This is a genomic window from Vibrio bathopelagicus (genome assembly GCF_014879975.1).
Taxonomy (GTDB): Bacteria; Pseudomonadota; Gammaproteobacteria; order Enterobacterales; family Vibrionaceae; genus Vibrio; species Vibrio bathopelagicus.
This window is the reverse complement of the sequence record NZ_CP062500.1, coordinates 2,201,221-2,219,275: the sequence shown is the minus strand read 5'-3', so window position 1 is coordinate 2,219,275 and position 18,055 is coordinate 2,201,221. Positions and strand designations below refer to the sequence as shown.

Below are 18,055 nucleotides of genomic sequence, written 5' to 3'. Positions count from 1 at the left end.
AATAAATTATACGCATACTTGAATTTGGGGTGATTATGGAGAAAAAATTATAAGCAAACAGTGATTTTGATCTCTAAAGTGGTATTTTTGGATAATTTTTTATAATTTAATGTATTGGATCAATTTTTATGATAATTTTTTATTAACTGAAGAAATGGAGCGATTTAATGAACTACTTAGTCCCGTATGAACCGATTGTTGATATGCTTGCTGACTTTTTGGGAGAAAATGTCGAAGTAGTGTTACACGATCTCAGAGATATAGAGTCATCCATATACAAGCTTAGAAATGGACATATAAGCGGTAGGGTGGTTGGAGATCCTGTGACCAACCTTGTAGTCAAATCAATAGCGACAGCTAATTCGGTTGATTATGAATACAACTATGTAGGTCTGTCGAAGGACGGTAAAAAGTTAAAATGCGCAACTCTTTATATTCGTGACGAGAATAAGAGAATTGTTGGTGCTTTGTGTATCAACATGGTTGTAGAGCAGTTTTTAAATGCTAAGAAATTTATTGACTCGTTTCTTGCTGGTTATGTGCCAAATGAGGAAGACAATAGTGTTGATGAGCATATTGGAGTTAGTATCCCTGAGATGGTTGATATTCGTATCGATAAAGTAATTGAAGCTTACCCTGTAACGCTATCTGAACTATCGAAGGAAGACAAAATTGCTATTGTTACGGATCTAAATAATGAAGGGATATTTTTATTAAAGGGAGCTGTTGGAAAAATTGCTAATAAATTAAACATATCTGAACCTACCGCCTATAAATACTTGCAACAGCTTAAGTAATGACGATTCGCTTCTAACTCGCTGTGAAGGTTCAAGTTAATTGCCATTTCTAGCATGTGATGTGTATAACTTATTGGTTTTTAAATATAAAAACCAATGAGAAATTCTAGATTAGAATTTATTGGAGACAAACGTTTTCGTGGCTGAAAGATCGGCTAAACCATCGTCTTCTTCAAGGATTGTTGCTGCCGCCGTTCCGATTTCGAACGGGTATATCAAAATACGTCGAAATAGCTGTATATAAAAACAGTGTTTAATTATAAGATTACGCGGAATGTTTGATAGCAACGTTAGAAATATGAGGAACGAGCATGAACTTACTCCCAACAGGCACTCAGCTAGGTAAATTGGAACTACTGGAAGTGTATCAAGACGTCTTAGGGCCGAAGTGCTTCTCGGTTAAGAATGAAAACACTCAAAGGTTTATGGTGTATTGGAGTGGGGACTACGACAACGGCCAGTGCATTAAGTGGGCTTACATTCCGGTAACCAAACCATTGCTGGCCAGCCTGCTAAACAAAGGAGTGAGCTTTCACGATGCGTTTCACCGTTCAGATAAGCTTTATCTAGCGACTATCTATACAAACGAAGTAGGGAAGCCCGCTAAAGTTGAACTACTGAATGCTACGAATAAACAGTCAGTAAACCTGCCGTCTGTTGATTATGAAATCGACCTTGAAGAAGCTTGTATGTTTTAGTTTGCACAAGGGGAGTTAAGGCCTCTTAAACTCACAATTGGACAATTCCGTTTTAGCAATATTACTAATTTAGTAAAACATGAATTATTAAAAGTATGGTAAAAGTCGCTTAGCTTAGTGTCCAGTCTAACTGGGTCAGATCAGATTTATTCTTGTATTTTACCTGAACGGTCTTTGAACGCTTGCTGATACTGGTGTAGTCAGGGGAACGCAAAGGGATATTCATCAATGCTGTTTCAATCGCAGTATCAGAAAATTGAAAGCCTCTACCATGTTTGCCATGATGGCTCTTGCATTGCCACGCTTCAACGGCCGAGTCGTCAATCCAAAACGTTACTAAACCTCGTTTGCACAAGGCTTCATCGTATTCATTCCAGTTAGTTATCTTCTTTTTTGACTTACCCATAACATCACTATGCTTCTACTACATGGGATCAGGTCACTGGATTGGGGAAAGGTTCAACTGATTTAGTCGACAACGCCTCTAAATGCTTTGATACAAGCCCGAGAAGGTTTCTAATACCAGGCTTTGATCGCTACACATTGCTTTATATGATGAAGCATAGGCACCCTCTGCTATTTTTCTAAGTAGTGTCGCACCTTCACTAGGGTTATATAAACCATTTGAGCATTCTATTAACTCTTTTCCAGAAGGGTGGTAGTCCGTTTTTAGACCGCTTTCTTGAGGAAGAATGACATAATCGACGCCGAACTCTTGAGCAATTGATATTGAACCTTTTCCTTCAGCTAAAACTAGATTAACTCTCTTTATCAGATAGTTATTTACATTAGCTGGCAATCTACCTACTGTTACAAACAGAGATCTATCTGCACGACTGTTGAGAGCTTCAATCAAATCAGGGCTATCAATGGAGATAGAATCGTAAGAGCCCAAGTCAGGGATGTGTTTGTCTCCCACAACAAGTACAACGGCTTTCTTACTCAAGTTTTCGAAGGCGTAGTGTTGTGTTTCAATCAGATCTTGCCGATGTTCTGCTGGTACCTGATGATAACCATAGTTGTAAACAAGGTAGAGTTGGTCGTGATTCAGTATTGAGTTAAGCCCTCGTTGGATAGCTTGAGATAACTCAGACTCTTTTATCGCATTGTTGGAAATCAATGTTCGATAAATTGCGTTGTCATCGACGCCGCATGGGTAGTCTTTTTCTTTACCATTTTCATAGATTGTGCGTTTATCGGGCTTATGATCTTTATCCCTCATGTGCACCTCAATAACCTCACCGGTTTCATAGTCTGCAACCTGTGCGTAAGAATCTCTCGCACCTGACAACAATAAGCTTTTACCTTGATGCGTTTTTTTATCGATTAGTCTTTCAAAATCATACGATTGTTCTTCCCAGTCAGGGCAAAGCTTCTTAAACTTATCTTGTGCGGTATCTTTACCTTCTTGAGTGAGAACGAACGTAAACGTGTCTTCAAGTGGGTATTCCGAATAGTTTTCAAACAATCCCGTTTTTTCTGGACCGTGAGTGTCATCGGACATTGTGTAAACAACCGCTTGACCCTCACTAAACGCTGTTAACGCCTCACCTAGCTCAGACGCATTAGTTGGACAACCTTCAATGTTAGATGCAAGCTTAAGTACGGTTTGGTTTGTTACATTGTTCTCGACTGTCGCTCCTTCCCCGCCAAATTCTTGATAAAACGAGTGCAGTTGACTTCTCATTTCATAGCCGTCTTTCCACTTGGCTTTAAAGCTAACTGTCTGAGTAAAGCCCGTGCTTTCTTCGTCATCGTCCGTGAGAATGATGATTTTTGGTGGTTTATTGAAGTAGCTTTTGAATTCGTTAATTGCTCTAAGGTTGATTCCTTGCTCGCCAAAGTTTGGTGAGTTGGGAAAAAAGAAAATAAAGTTATCGAACTTTGAACAATACTGGCGTAGCTGTTCATCTTTCGCTAAGGGAAGGGTCAATACTGGCTCTGGTTCAGAGATTTGACCTAACCCCGCCTCTTGTCTATCTCGAAGAACCCTTTCACGATTCTCCTTCCATCGTTTCTCATCGCTCGCGGTATATCTCAACTCTTCTTGATGCTCTTGACGTTGACGAGCAGCACGTTCTCTTGTGGTTTCTTGTCTTTCTTCTGGAATGACGGGGGCAGATTGATATCTCATAAGAGTCTACTTTCATAAAAAATAAAAAAGAGCATACCAAAAATCGATGCTCATTATTCCTATTATGTAAAACGTGTGAGTTAGCTATCAAAAACTGCCTTTAAAGCATCTCAAACGCTCTTAGCGAAGATTTTAAACACTTGATCAAGGCAATATAATTCAATGCAGTCTTGAAAGTTTGTAACGCTTTTAAATCTATTTACATGACAAAAATTAGCGAGTTCATTTAAGCCAAGAACGGTACTATGACACCCATTTTTCGTACTTTGTGAGGTTTGGGTGTCAGATTATTTATATTTGGTCAAAATCCACCCGACCGAGAACGTAGGCTTTTTGGCGAGACTGATAAAGGGGCATAAACGTGTTGGCGATGAACGCCTAATATTTGTGAATACATGCCGATGATTTTGAAGCAACCTCCATTGTTCAGACCCGCTCAAACGCTTACCTCTTAGTTGCCTGAAACCACAAAACAAATTCCTTTCGCAATATTCCCCTTCAAGCATTTCACATAAACCACATCATTAATTCGAATTAGGCGGCACGCCATTTGAAAATGAGTATTGTCGCTATTCAGTTGTGTTATTGAGCATAACGATAGGTATTTTAGGTAGGAATTTTATAGAGACAGACTTTTTCGTGACTGAAAAGATCAGTGAAGTCTTAGCCTTTTAAAGGAAGCAAATTGATTTGGGGCGGTCGAGTTCCCCCCGAACTCGACCTGTTCCAGACGCGCAAGCAAAGGCGTTTGGTTTCTGGCGTACTGATAAATTAACCAATTTCACTTTGTTGTGTAAATAATCAATAGCTTGGCGATTGATAGGTAGGTCGTATTTCGCTGTGCAAAAGCATAGAAATGAATGATGGCGAGCGTGATACCTGAACTCATGCAAGAAGGCTGGCGTATTGAAGTGAAAGGGCTGACACAATATGAAACATCAGCCACTAGTTAATAATATCGTTAAATTTAAATTTGTAGGGGTTTATAACTGGCTAGTGGAGTGTGCTAGTTTTAAGAGTTGGTCATCTTTTATTCTGGTGTTATACACTGCTTTTGGATTTCAAATTAGATTTAGTGTCTGAATTATTAAATCTGACGGGATAAATGGTTGTTTAATGTTGATTTGGCAAGATCTTCAAGTATCCTTTATGTAAATAAAACGTTAAATATCGAAAGTAAATTAACAATCATTAAGGAGTCGATGATGTTACATGCTCACGAAAATACCCTACATATTACCCACCTCAGTAACCACGCAGTTAAGGAGTTGTCACCATCATTCTCTAAGCTACCAAGCACAGAGCATGCGGATGGTCAGTTCCGATTGAGAAGGTACTCAGTGGTTGAATTCAGTAATGGACAAGTCGTTGAGCAAGACAAACATAACTTTGTTCAGTCTGAAGACATTAATCACTTTCAAGGTGACGTTGTTCGTCAGTTCGAGCCGATTGAAGCACAAATCCTAAGCAGCGAAGGCATGCAAGAGATGTGTGAACTGTTTATTGAAACCAACGGGCTTGAAGACGGACAAGAAATCGAAATACATCAAATCCGCATTGCCGCTATTTTTGAAGAAACACAAGTTGCTCCAGAAGGGGTTCACCAAGATGGTTTTGACCATATCGCTTTGATCGGTGTTAATCGACATAACATTGTAGGTGGTGAAATCATGTTGTATCAAGACTCACATGAAGCGCCATTCTTTAGAAAAGTGTTAGGCGATGGTGAGGTTGCGATGCTGGCAGACAGTAAGCTTTGGCACAATGCACAACCGATTCGTACCATTGACCACGATGAGATGGGCTACATGGATGTGTTTGTTCTAACGGCTAAGGATGCGCGCAATGTCCTTCACTCTTAATGATGTACGCCAACAGTTTAGTGCTCTAGGACAATATCATAACGGTAAGCCTGTGACCTTTTTTGATGGGCCGGGCGGGTCTCAAGTGCCTGAGAATGTTTTAGCTTCGATGACGGAATACCTAGGGCATTTCAATTCAAATCTAGGCGGGCATTACTTTTCTAGCCAAAAGACCACAAGCTTAATGCAGCAAGCAAGAGAAGCGGCGCAAGCACTGCTTAATGCGGAGTCTTCTGGCAACGTTGTGTTCGGTGCGAACATGACATCTCTGACCTTCCAACTTAGCCGAGCGATCAGCCGCGATTGGAAAGAGGGCGATGAAGTTATCGTCACTGCGTTAGACCATTACTCAAATGTATCGAGCTGGCAGCAAGCGGCAGACGACAAAGGCGCTGTCGTTCGCCAAGTTCGCGTAGACGAGTCGGATTGCAGTTTGGACATGGCGCATTTTGAATCGCTGCTTAACGAGAAAACCAAGCTTGTCGCGGTGACGTTTGCTTCGAACACCACAGGGTCTATTGTCGACATGGCGAAAGTTATTGAGCTTGCACATCAGCATGGTGCGCAGGTTTATGTCGATGCCGTGCATTACGCACCGCATCACTTGATTGATGTTCAGCAACTGAATTGTGATTTCTTAGCGTGTTCAGCTTATAAGTTCTTCGGCCCGCATGTTGGCATTGCTTATGTTGCGCCTCAATGGCTGCATACTTTAAAGCCTTACAAGGTCGAGCCTGCGACTAACATCGGCCCAGGTCGATTTGAAACAGGCACCCAAAGTTTTGAAGGCCTTGCTGGTGTGATTGCGGCGGTGGATTATTTGGCGCAGTTTGGTGATCCAACCGATTCATTGCGTTCTCGTTTAGAGCAAAGTTACGCTCTTTATAATAAGCATGAAAGCCAACTCAGTGAGTACTTCCTTAAGCGCTTGTCCGATCTTGAAGGTGCCAAGCTTTACGGGAAAACTGAGTTTGATTCAAACCTAAGAACCCCAACCTTTGCGGTTACCTTTGATAGCTACTCTCCAGAGTTCATCGCCAAGAAGTTGGGTGAGCATAATATCTGTGTGTGGAATGGTCACTTCTACGCACTAGGGCTGGTAAAGCAGCTAGGTATTGAAGAGCAGGGCGTGGTGCGTATTGGTTGTATGCATTACAACTCGATTGAAGAGATCGATTTGTTGTTCAATGTGCTTGAAGGAATTTTACGAAGTAATAACTAACAATTTTAGCTGTTACAGAATTAGAAAAGAGCATACTTCTCTCAATAATATTGAGTAGGAAGTATGCTCTTTTTTGTTTCACCGCGCTTATTACTTACCTGCGTAACGCCAGTGATTCGATTAAGCCCGTTAATTAGTCAAGACAGCTACTTAATCAGACAACTACTTAATTAAGACAGCTACTCGACTAAGAAAGCTGCTCAACAATCGCCACACCCACAGCGTGTGCGCTCGTCGGGTTTTGACCTGTAATTACTCGCTCATCAACAATCACAAGCTCTTGCCAAGGTTGAACCTTGTTGAAGCGCGCTGCGCTGCGAGCAAGAGACTCTTCCAATAGGAATGGAATGTCGTTGATGGTGCCAAAGTCGATTTCTTCTTCACGTGTAAAACCAGTCACAGATTTAGAGCTCAGTAACTTCTCACCGTTGCTCAGAACAACCGGAAGCAGCGCCGCAGGGCCGTGACATACTGATGCAATCACACCACCATCCTCATAGTGCTTAGCCGCAATAGCAGCGAATTGCTCGTCGGTTGCTAGGTCTGAAAGCAAACCGAAACCACCTGGGTAGAAGATAGCATCGTAGCTTTCTACGTTAATTTGGCTTACCGGAATCGTGTTATTGATACGGTTCTGGAAATCATCATCAGCCAAGATTTCCGCGTTTACTGAATCACCTTCAATATCAGTTCCATACAGTGGGCCTTTACCACCCTTGATAGAAGCGATGTCGTACTCAAAACCTGCAGCCATGATCTCTTTCAATGCATGAGTCAGTTCTGGAGCGTAAGTACCGTTCGCTTGATCTGTATCGCCTAGTGTTGCGTAGTTAGTCACTGGGATTAGTATTTTTTTCATGATTCGTTCCTTCAGGGCTGATGTTTGTCTAAGCATAATTGAATTGCTGATGTCGTTATATTAATTGCAAATCGTATGGGTGATAATATCGGTAATACGCAAAACATTATTGCTATATAGCAATAGTTGGATGTGAAGATATGAATGAGTCGGGTGTGAACTAGTAGGATGCGAACTTGTGGGACGCGAATGAGTTAGATGTTAGTAGGTGAAGTATGGATAGCTTTGAAGGTATTAATGAATTTGTGGCGGTCGCAGAGTGTCACGGTTTTTCTGCGGCCGCGAAACAACTGGGTTGCAGTACCAGCCATGTCAGTCGCCAAGTTTCGAGACTAGAAGAAAGGGTAGGCGTGGCGTTGTTGGCGCGTTCAACACGTATGGTGAGCTTGACCGAGTCTGGGCATACCTATTATCAACAATGCAAAGATCTGGTTATCGGGCTGCAACAGGCGAATGAACAAGTGACGTCTCAACAAGCTCAGCTGAGCGGTACTTTACGCGTGAGTGCGGCGGGTGCGTTTGCCGAGAATCATGTCGCAGCGGCGCTGATGGAATTTGCGAAAGACCACCCTGATTTGACCATCGAAATGAACTTCAATACCAACATGGTTAACTTCATCGAAGATGGTATCGATTTCGCGATTCGTTATGGTCGGTTAGATGATTCGGGTTTGGTGGCAAGGAAACTTGTTGATCGTCCGATGGCAGCGGCTGCGAGCCTGACTTACATCGAACAATTTGGTTATCCAACCCAGCCTGAGCAGTTGAAGCTACACAGCTGTATTATTGCCAACAGTGATCAGTGGTTGTTTGAGAAAGATGGAAAACCGTTAAATGCTGTAAGAGTGCATGGACGTTGGAAAAGCAATAACTCGAGCGCCGTGCTTAAAGCTTGTGAAGAGGGACTTGGCATTGTTTACCTCCCTAAAAGCAGCTTCAATGGCGGTCTTGCCAATGGAAAACTGGTTCCAGTGTTAGAAGAGTATTGGGGAGCAGGAACAAGCAGTTGGATCGTATACCAAAACCGTCGCTTCCTTCCACAGAGAGCACGACTCGCGATTGATTTCTTAGTTTCTTATTTTTCCGATTGGAATGAATAACGCGCGCCAGTTTAAAAGAATAGCGAACAAGTTTGAGGCGGTGAACACTAGAGTGCTAACTCAGCTCAAAGTCAAAAGTAGAAAAAGGTAATACTTACATTGGTATAGCTTATCTATTTGTGTTTTTTGACGCGAGTAATAGGAATGAAAGACTTGTCTACTTTTGATAACTGGTGTTAGCGCTAGAATTGTAGAGAAGCCTGTATCAGTACGATATACTAGTTGCAATATTAAATTCCCCTAACGCGTGAAGGATTATGTGGAAGCGTTGGCAGGATATGTAGTTATGCTCCAGTTTGTGAAGTATAGCGAGAGTGCGGAGTTGGTCATGTCTTCAATAAATTTCGAATCCACGTACGGTGTAATAATTATTCAAGATATGAATGTGGTTAGCGTTGACGCTAATTATGCGCGTATCTATGGGTACCTATCCCCCGAAGAACTACTGTCTAAAATAGATAGCTTTCTGGATCTCATTCCAGAAGAGTTTCATGTCGCAGTCTATAAAAACTACCTAGAAACCGTCGGTGGTCAACGAGATCCTCAGGTACACACCTTTACCAATGTTGACCGCAATGGCAGAGAGTCCACGGTGTTTTCTATTGACCATGTGACTGAGTGGCAAGGCAGGCCAGCATTGCAAGTGACGGTCATCGATCTTTCTCCTGCGATTCAGCTGCAAAATGTGGTGCGTGAGCAAGACCAGATGTACCACGATATGATCATGCAATCAGGTCAGGGCATCTTGGTTCACCGAGATTTCAAGCCGTTGATGGCCAATCAATCATGGGTAAAACTGCAAGGTGGTGAGTCGATTGAGCAAGTCTTAAAGCTAGAATCTATCCTCGACTTAGTGCCACAGGAAGATACCCAAGGTATTCGTAGCCACTATCAAGCGATCGTGTCTGGTGAGTTATCGGGAACGAGCACGGTTGTTGAAAATATTGGCTTAGATGGCGTTCATCGGTTCTTCAACATTTACGATAATGCAATCACTTGGAAAGGTCAGCCAGCCGTTCAGGTGGTGCTCGAAGACGTGACTCAAAAGGTGATGTTGGAAAAGCAATTGGTTCACCACGCGAATTACGATGAAATGACCGACTTGCTTAACCGCAGGGCGATTTATGAATGGTTAAGGGAGCATCTAGTCTCTGATACTCATCTCGTGTGTATGCTGCTTGATATCGATGATTTTAAATTGATCAATGATACTTATGGGCACATGGTGGGTGACGAGGTTATTTGCGCATTGGCCGATATTACTAAGCGTAATGTCGAGAAAGCGGGTGGTGTGACGGGTCGATGGGGCGGTGAAGAGTTTATTGTCTTTATCCCTAACGCGTCATCTCAAGTTTCGCATCAAGTCGCTGATCTGATCCGCCAACAGTTTAATCGAACCGAATTTAAGATTGATGAGCAAGTTCGTTTTAATGTGAGCGTGAGTATCGGAGTGAGTGATAGTCGAGCTTGCGAAGGCGCTGTTTCTATCGACGCGCTTGTTAACCTAACTGACCAATCTCTTTACCGAGCGAAAGCGGCTGGCAAGAATCGCGTATTTGGCGATGTGGTAGCGCTTTAATTCCTTGAATTAACGTTTAAAATCGAAACGCATTCCTAACAAAAATGCCCTGAAGTGTTGGCTTCAGGGCATTTTTAGTTTTTGGCCATTAGCTAAACGGCTAAACGGCTAAACGGCTAAACGGCTAAACGGTTCTCACTAGGGGAAACGTTTAAGTTCTACAAATTATGCAGAAACTTCAACTTCGTAAGAGCCAAATTTACGGATGTTAATCACGCCCGTATCTAGGATTAGGTATTGGCCTTTAATGCCTTGAAGTACACCTGTCACCTCTGGGTTCTTATCAAAGTTATGCGAGACAATCTTCACTGGGTGCTGTTCAACTGGGTAGCTGAGTGAAGTGATGTTCTCACTTAGGATCTCGATAGCATCGTCACCAAACTTCGCTCTGATCTCTTGGATTTTATCCTCAACCAATGGCAAGAGTTCTTTGGCCTTTTCTACCAACTCCATATCGTCACCGTCGCCTTTTAGCAGCGTGCGCCAGTTAGTTTTGTCAGCGATGTGTTTTGCTAACTCAACTTCAATCAGGCCAGAAATCTGACGTGTTTTCACTTTCAATATTGGTAGGCCTTGAGTAGCACCTTGGTCGATCCAGCGAGTAGGGATTTGAGTATGACGAGTGATACCCACTTTAAGGCTTGATGTGTTCGACAGGTAAACGAAGTGATCAACCATGCAGTTCGCTTCGCCCCATTCTGGCTCACGACACGTGCCTTCATCGTAGTGGCAAGTCTCTGGCTTCATGATGCACATGTCGCAACTTGCTAGCTTTCTCATGCACACAAAGCAGTGGCCTTGAGAGTAGCTTTTCTTGGTTTTCTTACCACACGAGCAGCAAAAAATATTACCGGTGTGAGTGAGGTTGATGGTTTTACCAATCAGAGGGTTTAGCTCTACAAACTCTTCACCGACAGGTAAACGGTAGGTAACCGCACCATCGAGCGAAGCACTCATTTTCTTGAGTGTTCCTTTTGCTAATAAAGACATGACATTACTCGTTGTATTTTGATTATTATTTCGTCGACTCGGATGCTCTGTCAGCAGACGCTACGGTTAACGATGATTATGCGATGAGTATAACAAATGGAGCCTGTTTTTATACGCAATATTACTTGATTCGTGACGTGAATAATTGGCAGTAAATATGCGGATGAAATTATAGTATGACATTTTGTTAGGGCGTGATATAACGTTTCTTAGTGAATTATTGGCATTAATATCACTAGTTCGCCAACTTATTTTTTATCGTGAAATCCCAACTATAGGGATATTAAGCCGGAAGATTTGACGTGAAGTGGATCCATAAGATTGTTATTTTTCTAGTTATCGCAACACTTGCCATTGTGCAGTATTACCGTGTGAGCGGGAATCGTGTGATAACGGCAATTACGCCTGATAAATATGAATTTATTGCGACCAGCGATCAGGTGGATAGAGGCGTTAGTACGTCCCAATTATCCTATGAAAATGGGCAGTATATTCTCGACTGTGAGCTTAAAGAGTCGGAGTATCCGTGGCCTTATTGCGGCCTATCGATTCGTATCAACCCAGACATCACGGTTGGCCTTGACCTTTCCCAGTATCATACCTTTAGAGTCAATATTGATTACCATGCGGAAGCAGATTCTAGCGGCCGTTTAAGAACCTATCTACGTAATTATAATCCGGCTTACTCCGTTCCTGACGACGAGTACACGCATAAGTATAACGGCATGGAGTTTTCGCCTGGCGTGGATGGCGGGGTTATTGAAATTCCGATCGGCAATTTACAAGTGATGACATGGTGGTTAGCCGATAACGATATAGCGTTAGAGCACTCTGCGCCAGAGTATTCGAACGTTAATATGGTGGAATTCGCGACGGCATCGGGCGCGAAGCTTGGCCACCATCGAATTGTCATACGCAGTATTGAGTTCGAAGGCACGTATATCACGGGTGAAAGCCTGTTTATGATCTTACTGTTTGTCTGGGTCGGTACGGGCACCGTGTTCTTACTTTCAGAGCTGCACAATTCCAGAAAACGCATGGTGATCGCAGAGAAAAGACATCATCACCTGAAGAACGTCAACCGAGCATTGAGAGAGCAAAATTTTGAGTTTTCAGAGATGGCTCACCGAGATGAGTTAACAGGAATACTCAACCGGCACGCGATTCGTGATTGGTTGAAGATGCAGTCACAGTATGTGAAGCAAGGACATGGAAAGCTGAGCATGCTGTATTTGGATATTGATTACTTTAAGAGTGTGAATGACAAATACGGGCACCAGATGGGCGACCATATTTTACGTGAATTCAGCATGGTGGTGGGCAGCTCTATCAGTGCGACAGATAAATTGGTGCGCTGGGGCGGTGAAGAGTTCATTGTTTTTTGCCCTGAAACCGAAGCGGGTGAAGCACAAAGAAAGGCGGAGAAAATTCGACTTTTGGTCAGCCAACACCTTTGGATCCATGGTGACTTGCTCACTTGCAGTATTGGCATTGCAGAGATGAAGCAAGAGAGGGTGACAGAGACGATCGCCCGCGCTGATGAAGCCTTATATCAAGCCAAGCACTCAGGGCGAAATCAGGTGATCTTGAGTCACTAATCTGAAAATTGTGTTGATTACTTGATAAGCCACACGTGCATATGTGACGTGTGGCGTTTTTATAGGCGCTATATGAGTTTACCCTCTAGAGCCTTTGTTGGTTTGTTGGATAACGTATTGAAATGATCTCACTGTTTTTTAAATGTTTGCTTGGTGCGGCTGCCGTTTTACTGATTGCGCTGTTGTCGAAGAGTAAGAGCTTTTACATCGCTGGTCTTGTGCCGTTGTTTCCCACTTTTGCTTTGATTGCTCACTACATTGTAGGCACTGAACAAACTATGGTGGAGTTACGCACTACGGCGCTATTTGGGCTGTTTTCGCTTGTACCATACGCAGCTTATCTTGGCGCGGTTTATGTGTTCAGTTATCGCTACAACTTGGTATCAACACTCTCATTAGCCACTGTCGTTTGGGTTATGTGTGCTTCTATGCTGTTGTTAGGTTGGACGCGCTTAGTACCCAATGCAATCTAATCATGGGTGAGCTGGTGGATTGATGAATAAGTTGGCTGTGTCGTTCGGCTAAGTAGTCTAAGCAACTCGGAAGGCTAAGAGATAGAAACAAAAAAGGTGGCGAGGAGCCACCAAAAGGGAAAAGCGTTTTATTGGTTTTTTGAATGCCCGCTCAGTGACTGCTTCAAACTGAGTGACCGCTTCAAACTGAGTATTAGCTTCACACTGAGCGGGCATTTTGTACTGGTTGAGCTAGGGGAACTACAACCAGTTTATGTGGAGCTTTACCTGTAATACTTGTCTATAAACGTTCGCCTATGAGCTCTTTCCTATAAGTAGTTGTCTATAAACATCAGTCTATAAGGCGTGAGTGCTTACCAGAAAATCCAAGCGAACAGTGTCAGTATTACGATACAAACTAGGTTCAGCACCATACCGATTCGCATCATCTCTTTCTGCTTGATGTGACCAGAAGCAAATACAATCGCATTAGGCGGTGTCGCAACTGGCAGCATGAAGGCACAAGAAGCGGCAACAGCGATTAGAGCTGACAAGATAACTGGCGACATACCTAGCGCTTCAGCAATGGTTGCGAATACCGGCACCAGAAGCGCGGCACTGGCTGTGTTACTTGCGAATTCAGTTAGGAATACAACGAACGCGACGACTGCAAGAATTGTTAGAAGTACGCCTGCTGTTTCTAAAAAGCCACTTAGAGAGTGCGCTAGGAATACGCTGGTGCCTGTCGCTTTAAGAATGTTACTCAAACAGATACCGCCACCGAATAGGATTAATACTCCCCAATCCGTAGTCTTCTCAACATCCTTCCACTCAACCGCTCTAGAAGCGCCAAGCAGTACAATTGCGCCAATCGCAACCAAGCTATCGAATTTAGAGAAGCCGCCGATCATAGCGTTGATTGGCTTGCCGAATATCCAAAGCGTTACCGTTAACAAGAAGATAGATAGCGTGATTTTTTTGCTATTCGTCCACTCAACAGGGGCGTGGTCTAGCTCGAATTTGTGGTCAAGCTTTGGCTTAGTCATCACATACAGAATAATCATCGCGACTGGCAGTAAGATCATCGTGATCGGTAGGCCAAGTGCCATCCATTCAGTGAAGCTCAAACCTACTTCTGCGGCTGCGATTGCGTTCGGAGGGCTACCTACCACGGTTGCAATACCACCGATCGATGCACAGTAAGCGATACCTAATAGTACAAAAACGTAGGTGTTGCGGTCTTCACTTTGGTCGACTTTGTTCATGATGCCTAGAACAAGAGGCAGCATCATAGCAGTGGTCGCTGTGTTTGAAATCCACATCGATAATCCGGCACTCACACCAAATAGCATGAATACCGCCACCGACATTTTTCCTTTCGCGAGCATCAGCACTTTGTCAGCAATCGCTTTATCGAGCTCTTGCTTGTTGAGCGCGGCGGCAAGGGCAAAACCCCCCATAAATAGGAAGATGATTGGGTTAGAAAAGTTAGCCAAAGCAGCAGGCGTGTTAAATACACCGAACAACACAGCGAGTAACGGAACCAGTAGTGCAGTGATGCTGACGTGGATAGCTTCGGTTAACCATAAGATAGCCACAAATACGAGAATACTTAGGCCAGTGTTCACTTGTGTTTCGAAAGGGAGGGTATTGATCAAAAGTGCAAATAACGTGAAATTGCCGATGAGTATCATGCTGTTGCGGGTAAACAACCAATGTTTCAGTGTAGTAACAAGTGCCGTCATAAGACGCTCCTTTTGTTTATCCTCGTTTTATTGGTGCACCGACTTCATTGAGTGGTGCTTATTATTTTCGAGGTATCTTGTTTTCAAGTTATACCGCTCTCAAAGTAAAAAGCTTCGAGGTGTATGGCTTGATGTAGGGTCAGACTTTGTTGGGAGAATGTTACTTAAGTTAATAAAGGCGTGTTGGTGTGTTTTTGTGTAACAGTGGGGAAGTGTGAGGCAACAAATTTAAAATGTGTAGATTTCTACACATCGGTATCTGCTGGGTCTGCAATCGGGCTAGGAATCGGTGATGATTCTTGTTTTGGGTTCGGTTGAATCGGTTCTTTTGGCCCTAAAAACTTGGGTGTTGTGCCCATAATATATAGGTCAAGAAACGCTTTGGTTCGTGCAAGTACTTCTCTTAAACGTATTGAGATACCTGAGTGGTGAGTTGGGCCGGAAACCGCCAAACATTGCGCATGAATATCATAAGAGTTTGCGATAAATAGCGCTCTTTCACAGTGGAATTTTTGAGTAATGATCAGAAAGTTATCAGTATCGAATATCTTCTTCGCACGAACAATGGAATCCAACGTTCGAAAGCCAGCATAATCCAGATTGATACGTTCGTCGGGGACACCTGCTCTCAATAGATCGCGTTTCATCGTCCAAGGTTCATTGTAAGAACGATGAGCGTTATCGCCACTCAGCAGGAATTGATTGACCTTCTCACGATCAAACAGCTCAATCGCGGCCTCAATTCGATATTTGTAATAGTCGTTGAGTGTTCTGCCTAAATACTTGCTGGTGCCAAGCACAACGGCTACTTCGCGTTCAGGCACTTCATCGATCTCGTAGATGATGCGATCTTCTGCCTGCCATGAAACCCAATAATCGATTGCAATAACCGCAGCGCTGCCCACCAGAAAGACGAGGAAAGAGCCATACAGAAAACCTTGCAGTTTCTTGCAAGACTTAAGTAAGTTGTTACGGAAAATTTGAGAATCGAATTTCACTCTCGGTAAGGTCCTTTGACTGAGCGTTATTTTTTGAGTGCTCGATAATAACAAATAAAAATGAGAAAAATCAGTTAAAAAGACAAGACAGTGTAAAGAAAAAAGCCCCTGCAATTGCAGAGGCTCAGATTAAGAGAGGTTATGCTCTTTATTTAGAACACAGCCCACTTTATTAGAATGCAGTACGCTTGTAGCGACGGTAAACCGGCTGCCAGAAGTGCTGGTCAATCGCTTGTTGTAATGCTTCTTCAGTGATCTCTAGTGCAACACCTTGTTCAATCGCTTTCTTACCAACCGCAAGAGCAATCTTTTTCGATACTGTGTGGATCTCTTCCAATGGTGGAAGTAGTGCGCCCGAACCATTGATAGCCAGTGGAGAACACGTTGCAAGCGCACGGCTTGATTCCATCAGCATTTCATCAGTGATGCGTGAAGCATTCACAGCCAATACACCAAGGCCAATACCTGGGAAGATGTAGCTGTTGTTACACTGAGCGATTGGGTAAGTGGTACCGTTATGAGTTACTGGCTCAAACGGGCTACCTGTCGCAACAAGTGCTTGGCCATCAGTCCAACGAATAATGTCGTTTGGTGTTGCTTCAACACGGCTTGTTGGGTTTGATAGTGGGAACACGATAGGGCGTTCACAGTGAAGGTTCATCTCTTTGATGACTTCTTTGCTGAACAGACCTGGAGCGCCAGATACACCAACCAATACAGTTGGTTTAGCATGACGAACAACGTCGAGTAGAGAGAAGCCAGTGCCGTCACTTTCCCAATCTTTGGTGTTCGCATTGGTTTGTACTAGGCGCTGTTGGAAATCAAGTAGGTTTTGCATGCCTTCTTGTAGAAGACCCCAACGGTCAACCATGTAAACTTGTGAACGCGCTTTCTCGTCACTGATACCTTCAGACACCATTTGAGCAATGATAGCTTCAGCAATACCACAACCAGCAGAACCTGCACCTAAGAAGGTGATACGTTGGTCTGAAAGTTTGCTGTTTGCTGCTTTACATGCTGCAAGTAGAGAACCCACAGTCACTGCTGCTGTACCTTGGATATCATCGTTGAAACAACAGATGCGATCTTTGTAACGCTCAAGCAGTGGCATTGCGTTCTTTTGTGCGAAATCTTCGAACTGAACTAATGCATCTGGCCAACGGCGCTGAACTGCTTGGATGAACTCTTCAACGAATGCATCGTAATCCGCACCTGTGATACGAGGATGACGCCAGCCCATGTACATTGGGTCTGCAAGACGTTGAGGGTTGTTAGTACCAACATCGAGTACGATTGGTAGCATGTAAGCTGGGCTGATACCGCCACAAGCGGTGTAAAGTGCTAGCTTACCAATTGGAATACCCATACCACCGATACCTTGGTCTCCCAAACCAAGAATGCGCTCACCATCCGTAACCACGATAACTTTAACGTTGTGGTTTGTCGCATTATTCAGTAGATCATCGATACGATCGCGGTTCGGGTATGAAATAAATAGACCACGGCCACGACGGTAAATATTTGAGAAGTTCTCACATGCTGCGCCAACCGTTGGCGTGTAAATGATAGGCATCATTTCAGAGATGTGGTTTTGAACTAAGCGATAAAAAAGCGTTTCATTTGTGTCTTGGATGTTACGAAGGTAGATATGCTTATCCATATCGCTTTCGAAGTTACAGTATTGCTTGTACGCACGTCCAACTTGCTCTTGGATTGTTTCCGTTGTCTCAGGTAACAAACCTTCAAGGTTAAAAGAGCTACGTTCTTCAGCAGAGAATGCGCTGCCTTTGTTTAGAAGAGGAGTACTAAGTAGAGCGGGACCTGCATACTGGATATATAGAGGGCGTTTATCGTTGTTCATTGGATGCCTAATATGGGAGAAAGAGTAACTGAAAAATGATAACGGTTTAGTTATTCAATTGTAAATAGTTTCCCTCCGATCTTAGCAAACAAAATGATATTCTTACTTATGTCCCACACTTCTCGAATTCTAACGCCATAATTCGTTATACTTTGCTCAC

General features: G+C 43.3%; 14 protein-coding genes and 1 pseudogene. 8 read left to right on the top strand and 7 right to left on the bottom strand.

What is annotated here, in order from left to right:
* Positions 1-167: 167 nt before the first annotated feature.
* Complete coding sequence (locus IHV80_RS09775) at positions 168-797, top strand: helix-turn-helix transcriptional regulator (RefSeq protein ID WP_192888902.1); 630 nt, start codon at positions 168-170, stop codon at positions 795-797.
* A 311-nt stretch (positions 798-1,108) separates the two neighbouring features.
* Positions 1,109-1,495, top strand: a complete 387-nt coding sequence (locus IHV80_RS09770; protein WP_192888901.1) for a DUF6575 domain-containing protein — start codon at positions 1,109-1,111, stop codon at positions 1,493-1,495.
* 148 nt (positions 1,496-1,643) lie between these two features.
* Here IHV80_RS09770 and IHV80_RS09765 read toward each other — a convergent pair.
* Positions 1,644-1,901 (bottom strand): annotated as a pseudogene (locus tag IHV80_RS09765) (transposase); the annotation flags it as partial.
* Positions 1,902-1,979: 78 nt separating this feature from the next.
* Complete coding sequence (locus IHV80_RS09760) at positions 1,980-3,629, bottom strand: hypothetical protein (RefSeq protein WP_192890785.1); 1,650 nt, start codon at positions 3,627-3,629, stop codon at positions 1,980-1,982.
* A 1,205-nt stretch (positions 3,630-4,834) separates the two neighbouring features.
* Here IHV80_RS09760 and IHV80_RS09755 point away from each other — a divergent pair.
* Together IHV80_RS09755 and IHV80_RS09750 are read left to right on the top strand one after the other, a co-directional pair.
* On the top strand, positions 4,835-5,491 hold the full coding sequence (locus IHV80_RS09755) for a 2OG-Fe dioxygenase family protein (RefSeq protein WP_192890758.1): 657 nt from the start codon (positions 4,835-4,837) through the stop codon (positions 5,489-5,491).
* Positions 5,475-6,713 carry a cysteine desulfurase-like protein gene (locus IHV80_RS09750; RefSeq protein WP_192888900.1) on the top strand — a complete coding sequence of 413 codons (1,239 nt, stop codon included), beginning with the start codon at positions 5,475-5,477 and terminating at the stop codon, positions 6,711-6,713. Before IHV80_RS09755 ends, IHV80_RS09750 begins: the two co-directional genes overlap by 17 nt.
* 187 nt (positions 6,714-6,900) lie before the next feature.
* Here the strand turns inward: IHV80_RS09750 and IHV80_RS09745 are convergent, their stop codons facing one another.
* The gene (locus IHV80_RS09745) at positions 6,901-7,572 is read right to left on the bottom strand and encodes a type 1 glutamine amidotransferase domain-containing protein (protein WP_192888899.1); all 672 of its coding nucleotides are present in this window, start codon (positions 7,570-7,572) and stop codon (positions 6,901-6,903) included.
* A gap of 215 nt (positions 7,573-7,787) precedes the next feature.
* Between IHV80_RS09745 and IHV80_RS09740 the strand changes: the two genes are divergently transcribed.
* Positions 7,788-8,672: a LysR family transcriptional regulator gene (locus IHV80_RS09740; protein ID WP_192888898.1), complete on the top strand. Its 885-nt coding sequence runs from the start codon at positions 7,788-7,790 to the stop codon at positions 8,670-8,672.
* Positions 8,673-8,958: 286 nt separating this feature from the next.
* A complete protein-coding gene (locus IHV80_RS09735; protein ID WP_192888897.1) occupies positions 8,959-10,251 on the top strand; it encodes a sensor domain-containing diguanylate cyclase in 1,293 nt (430 codons plus the stop codon).
* Positions 10,252-10,416: 165 nt separating this feature from the next.
* Here IHV80_RS09735 and IHV80_RS09730 read toward each other — a convergent pair whose 3' ends face one another.
* Entirely contained in the window at positions 10,417-11,241 is an 825-nt protein-coding gene (locus IHV80_RS09730; RefSeq protein ID WP_017082764.1) for a DUF2797 domain-containing protein, read from the bottom strand.
* A gap of 302 nt (positions 11,242-11,543) precedes the next feature.
* Here IHV80_RS09730 and IHV80_RS09725 point away from each other — a divergent pair, with 302 nt between their 5' ends.
* The gene (locus IHV80_RS09725) at positions 11,544-12,839 is read left to right on the top strand and encodes a GGDEF domain-containing protein (RefSeq protein ID WP_192888896.1); all 1,296 of its coding nucleotides are present in this window, start codon (positions 11,544-11,546) and stop codon (positions 12,837-12,839) included.
* Between the two features lie 122 nt (positions 12,840-12,961).
* A complete protein-coding gene (locus IHV80_RS09720) occupies positions 12,962-13,312 on the top strand; it encodes a GlpM family protein (RefSeq protein ID WP_192888895.1) in 351 nt (116 codons plus the stop codon).
* Between the two features lie 353 nt (positions 13,313-13,665).
* Here IHV80_RS09720 and IHV80_RS09715 read toward each other — a convergent pair whose 3' ends face one another.
* From IHV80_RS09715 to IHV80_RS09705, 3 genes are all read right to left on the bottom strand, one after another.
* The gene (locus IHV80_RS09715) at positions 13,666-15,036 is read right to left on the bottom strand and encodes an SLC13 family permease (protein WP_192888894.1); all 1,371 of its coding nucleotides are present in this window, start codon (positions 15,034-15,036) and stop codon (positions 13,666-13,668) included.
* A gap of 245 nt (positions 15,037-15,281) precedes the next feature.
* Positions 15,282-16,034, bottom strand: a complete 753-nt coding sequence (locus tag IHV80_RS09710) for a SanA/YdcF family protein (protein WP_192888893.1) — start codon at positions 16,032-16,034, stop codon at positions 15,282-15,284.
* A 172-nt stretch (positions 16,035-16,206) separates the two neighbouring features.
* Positions 16,207-17,895 carry an NAD-dependent malic enzyme gene (locus tag IHV80_RS09705; RefSeq protein WP_102434882.1) on the bottom strand — a complete coding sequence of 563 codons (1,689 nt, stop codon included), beginning with the start codon at positions 17,893-17,895 and terminating at the stop codon, positions 16,207-16,209.
* Positions 17,896-18,055: the final 160 nt, after the last annotated feature.